At 42.0% G+C, this 4,072-nt stretch carries 4 protein-coding genes and 1 pseudogene; 4 read left to right on the top strand and 1 reads right to left on the bottom strand.

The features are described 5' to 3' along the window. The 4 genes from PSF11_RS07835 to PSF11_RS07850 form a co-directional block, all read left to right on the top strand. Positions 1-918, top strand: a 918-nt coding sequence (locus PSF11_RS07835; RefSeq protein ID WP_272682751.1) for a type VI secretion system Vgr family protein, incomplete at its 5' end; no start/stop codon positions are given. After that, positions 915-1,721, top strand: coding sequence for a DUF4123 domain-containing protein (locus PSF11_RS07840; protein WP_014657055.1), 807 nt, complete (start codon positions 915-917; stop codon positions 1,719-1,721). The genes PSF11_RS07835 and PSF11_RS07840, both read left to right, overlap by 4 nt. After that, a complete protein-coding gene (locus tag PSF11_RS07845) occupies positions 1,718-3,562 on the top strand; it encodes a polymorphic toxin type 24 domain-containing protein (RefSeq protein WP_225829621.1) in 1,845 nt (614 codons plus the stop codon). The genes PSF11_RS07840 and PSF11_RS07845 overlap by 4 nt, the downstream gene beginning before the upstream one ends. 84 nt (positions 3,563-3,646) lie before the next feature. Beyond that, on the top strand, positions 3,647-3,775 hold the full coding sequence (locus PSF11_RS07850) for a hypothetical protein (RefSeq protein ID WP_257786613.1): 129 nt from the start codon (positions 3,647-3,649) through the stop codon (positions 3,773-3,775). Here PSF11_RS07850 and PSF11_RS07855 read toward each other — a convergent pair. After that, positions 3,741-4,072 (bottom strand): annotated as a pseudogene (locus PSF11_RS07855) (transposase); the annotation flags it as partial. The gene PSF11_RS07850 and the pseudogene PSF11_RS07855 sit on opposite strands and share 35 nt — an antisense overlap.

Consider the following 4,072-nt stretch of genomic DNA (forward strand, 5'->3'; position numbering starts at 1 on the left):
AAGCCGACTGCTGATGGGGATGAGCTGGCTACAGTCGTTGGGCCACCAGGAGAAGAAATTTACACCAACAGTAAAGGGGAAGTTATAGTCTATTTTCATTGGGATAGACGAGGTATACCTGACCACGGTGCTTCATGCTGGGTACCTGTTTCACATGGTTGGAGTGGTAATGGGTACGGATTTATGAGTATCCCACACATAGGTCAGCAAGTCCTTATTAGCTACTTGAATGGGGATATTGATAGGCCTATTGTTACGGGGTGTACTTATAACGGGAGTAATAAGCCTCCGTTAGATTTACCAAAAGAAAAAACACGAACGACCTTTAAAACCTGTACTCACAAAGGCGAAGGATTTAACGAACTACGTTTTGAAGATCAAAGTGGGCAAGAGGAAGTATATCTTCATGCTCAACGTGACCTAAATGTGCATATTGAAAACGATAGCCATTGGCATATACAGCGTGATTCGAAACAGCGTGTTGACCAACATCGTTATACAGAGATTGAGGGGGATGATAACTCCCATATCAAAGGTACACAAAAATCTCTTGTTGAAGGTGATAGCTCCCTACAAGTACTTGGCAGTCATCACCAGAAAGTTAATGCCGTAATGGTTAGTGAAAGTGGTCAAGAAACCCATATCACTAGCCAAGGTAAAGTGGTAATTGATGCCGCCACAGAAATTACTCTTAAGGTAGGGGGGAGCTTTGTACGTGTGACGCCAAGTAATGTGTTTACCTCGGGTAATGTTGTCATTGGTGACAGTGCGGGAGGAACAGGACAAGCGGTTAATATCCAGTTGCCAGAAGGTGTTGCGCCATTTGTGTCACCACCTTACCCAATCAAACCATACTGTGCGATGCAAGCACAAGCAACAGGCAGCTGGGTAATTAAACTTAAAGGAGGGAAAGCATGAAATCGAATGATTGGACACGTTGGTTGACTGAACCCTCGACTGTCCCCGTATATTTGATGCTCAATACGTTATCGTCCCCAAACCCGACAGATTTATTGTTTGCCAATGATTGGGTTGAGCAATCTTTTCCACTGTATAATGGCACGTCACTGGCACATTTGATCGCACAAAGTCCATGGCTCGTACAGTTAAAGGTAAAGGCTTACGCACCATTAGGGCAACTTCTTGACCGCAAAGCATTAAGTGATAAATCATGGGGGTGGGCATACCGGAGCTCGTTAGGTTGGGCATATCAACTAAAGCATTGGCAAAACCGACAACTGGTATTACTTAATAATGAATTAGTGGTACTGCGTTTGATGGATAGTCGTATTGCTACAGTCTTGATACCCAAAATGAATATTCATGATTGGCATGTTTTAATGACTCCAGTACATGAAGTGATGCTCGATACACCAAATGGAGCAAACTTATTCGAATCACAGGCACGTCATGAGTCATTGCCGTATCCCGAAACCCAAGCTCGCCCGTTTGTGATAGGACATCATTTACAAATTGCGTGGGAAGACTCAGAAACCTTTATCCAGTTGACAGCAGAAAATATGGCTTGTGAACTGTGGGAAAATGTTCCCAATGATGCCATGAAACTTGATACCCCCGAAGGTCAACTTCACCGACGTTTAGTTGATTGGTTACATATTCATCCCTCATTGGCTGGAGATGTTACATCCCGTACCATCGGACAATTTTTGAACTATTCCCAACAGCAGGGATGGTTGACTTTGACAATGGAGCTGTCATGAATCAAAAAACAGAATCTTGTATTATCTGTGAAAATTATCGGTTCTGGCTTGAGCTACAACTGGTGGATGATAAAGGGCAGCCGTTAGCAAATGTACCTTATATGTTGTCAGAGCGGGGAACCGACCGCATCCTACAAGGTAGTAGTGATCCACAAGGACTTATTCATGTCGAAGGTCTTACCGCACGCCCTTATACATTAACTTTAGAAGCTCAATCCCTTGCTGATGCGCTCACGGCTATTTCACCTCCAGCAGCTATCCAAGGAAAAGAGAAAACGTTGAGTGATTTTTGCCGTGAGCAAAATTATATACTCAGTGAAAACAATCGTGCAGGGGCGTTTAACTCAGTGTTACCTGAGACGGTTCACCGTATGACGGCAGGGCAAATTAAACGCTCTCTACACTATCAGCAACTAGATACTGGTTACCCACTATTATTTCCGTATGACCAGCGCCGTGTGATTGCCATTAAGAGTATCGCCGAACCGGTGTTTGCGAAATCAATTCTACGTGGTGAAGGTAATACGGATGCGGGTGTAGGGATTGAAGAACTTGTCAACTTTGGAGAATGCAATTTCACCAATTATACGTGCGGTATCATCTCTACAGAAAAGCAATCGGTATCATCATCCAATTGGATATACAGTTTATTTAGCTCACTCAACCCAATCAGTAATGCACATGCTATCCCTCTTCCGATGCCAGTAAGAAGATTTATGCCTAACACGCCGTTACCAATACAAAATACAAAAGTTAATTCTTTTGATTATTCAGATGAAATGTCAGGTAAGCCATCTTGGGTATCAGAGGATGACTATCGTATAGCTAAAGGGATGGCTAAAGCATTCAATCAGCCCACAGCATCAGTAACCCTAAATGATATGGTGGGGTTAGGTGTTAACATATTTTTTGGGATGGTGGCTCACTACTTTGAAGGTGACAGCACTGGACAGCAAGATTTATTGGAAATAGCAGAGATAGGGGGGAGTGCTCCTACACGTTTGAGAGTCGGCTTTGGTGTAACGGGAACAAATGCGATAGGAATAGCTGCAGCCTCACAATTAATTGCCTACCATACCGAACGTAATAGTGGTTATGACCAAGTTCCTGTTATTAAAGGCGAATTAGCCTATGAATACGAAGCTCGAGAAATACTTAGTCTTCCCATAAACCAATCTCCGGATGGACTTCCCTCTGAGTCAACCCCTACTGAAGTGTATCGCTTTGATATCGGTAGTGGCCGAGTGATTTTTATGGCGGTTACTAAATCAGGTAAGATTGCAAATTTATCAATACGCCTTGATGATTTACCGGATATCCCACCTTTGCCCCCGAACGAGTTACCTGAACCGAAAAAAATCGAGGTGCCAGAAGGGATTACGATTCCGGATATTCCACTGACCTCATCGGGTGGATATCAAATTCCAGATGATGATATTCGATGGGTAAGCGAAGGAGTGCCAATACCAGAGCAATGGGATTTAGATGACTTTATTCTAACAGTGGATAAGCACGATGTTGACTCTGTTTATATAAGTGTGAATGAAAAGGTAATAAAAAAGAAGAGAAAGTCACGAAGTGGGCGGCCTGATCCATTGGAAGAGGCTGAAGGTCGTGCGCATACTATAATAGAAAAGCCGGGTAGAGATGGGCAATATACTACCCATTATGAAGATGGAACTTGGAAACAGTATAGAGGATCTGGTAAACCACATGGCGATATAGGGAGGCCGAATATAAAAGAAACAAAAATAGGAATTGATAAGGATGGAAATAGATATATAAACTCTTCAGTGGTCCGTAAACCAACTGAGGATGAGTATCCTGGAGGGAAGCAATGAGTCAATATGGCATTTATTAGGCATATGCGTAAGTGAATCGACTATATTTAATTATATTAGTAGAGAGTACAGGAGAAAACATTAATGATTGATACAATAAATCTTCATGATGAAAATATACTTGGTATTCTTTACATAGAAGAAGACTCTGTAAATAATTCTGTGTATTTGCCTTTCATTAAAGGTGACCGTCTAGGCGGTCACCAAACGTAATAATAAAACGGCTTATTGCCTGTTTCCTGTTTTGAATTGGCACACTCTACTTTTTAGAGGCGGATTCAATCGCCAAATAAATAACTTTACGTACAGAATGGTCACTGAGGAATACCTTACGTTTCTTAATTGCATGACGAATTACGTTATTTAGTGGCTCAATGGCATTCGTTGTATAAATCGCTTTACGAATATCATCTGAATAAGCAAAAAATGTGTTCAAGTTTTCCTAATGGGCGCACCCGCTGTTGCTAATTTGCGGATATTTTTCGGCCCATATTAAAGCGAATTTTTCCA

It is taken from the genome of Providencia sp. PROV119 (genome assembly GCF_028482435.1).
Lineage (GTDB): Bacteria > Pseudomonadota > Gammaproteobacteria > Enterobacterales > Enterobacteriaceae > Providencia > Providencia stuartii.